The sequence below is a fragment of the Pseudonocardia sp. EV170527-09 genome (assembly GCF_008369905.1).
GTDB lineage: Bacteria > Actinomycetota > Actinomycetes > Mycobacteriales > Pseudonocardiaceae > Pseudonocardia.
This window is the reverse complement of record NZ_VRMC01000293.1, coordinates 1-639: the sequence shown is the minus strand read 5'-3', so window position 1 is coordinate 639 and position 639 is coordinate 1. Positions and strand designations below refer to the sequence as shown.

At 64.9% G+C, this 639-nt stretch carries 2 protein-coding genes; one reads left to right on the top strand and one right to left on the bottom strand.

Annotated elements, in window-relative coordinates; all coding sequences use genetic code 11:
• On the top strand, nucleotides 1-170 hold a 170-nt coding region (locus tag FVA95_RS29180; RefSeq protein ID WP_149663001.1), incomplete at its 5' end, for an integrase core domain-containing protein.
• Nucleotides 171-247: 77 nt separating this feature from the next.
• On the opposite strand, the gene FVA95_RS29175 is transcribed toward FVA95_RS29180, so the two are convergent.
• On the bottom strand, nucleotides 248-639 hold a 392-nt coding region (locus tag FVA95_RS29175), incomplete at its 5' end, for a transposase (RefSeq protein ID WP_193564409.1).

Genomic DNA, 639 nt, shown 5'->3' with positions numbered 1-639 from the left:
GGACCCTGGCCGACGGCTGGGCCTACGCCCGACTCTATGAGTCGACCCGCCAACGCAACGACGCCCTACCCGGCTGGCTGCACTTCTACAATCACCACCGCGCTCACTCCGCCATCGGCGGCCAGCCACCAGTCACCAGGCTGACCAACCTCCCTGGACATCACAGCTAGGGCCCTGCAGGGTGGCCGGGCCTCCGTAGGGCTACGGCATCGGGTCTGTAACGAGAACGGTGGTTCCGGCGATGTTGTCAGTAGTGCTCGGCGCCCGGCCAGCGGTCACCGAAAGTGATGGCGAAGGCGTTGAGGACTGGCTTCCAGCGCATCATCCATCGGGTGTGGCCTCGTCCGGTCGGGTCGAGGCTGCGGGTGACAAGGTACAGACATTTCATCGCGGCCTGCTCGCTGGGGAAATGCCCTCGCGCTCGGACCGCTCGCCGGTAGCGGGCGTTCAACGATTCGATCGCGTTCGTCGTACAGATCACCCTCCGGACCTCGATGTCGTAGTCGAGGAACGGCACGAACTCGGTCCAGGCGTTACGCCACAAACGTATCATCGCCGGATGGGCTCGCCCCCACTCGTCATCGAGATCATCCAGCGCGGCTGCAGCGGCATCGGCGGTGGACGCGGTGTAAATAGCTC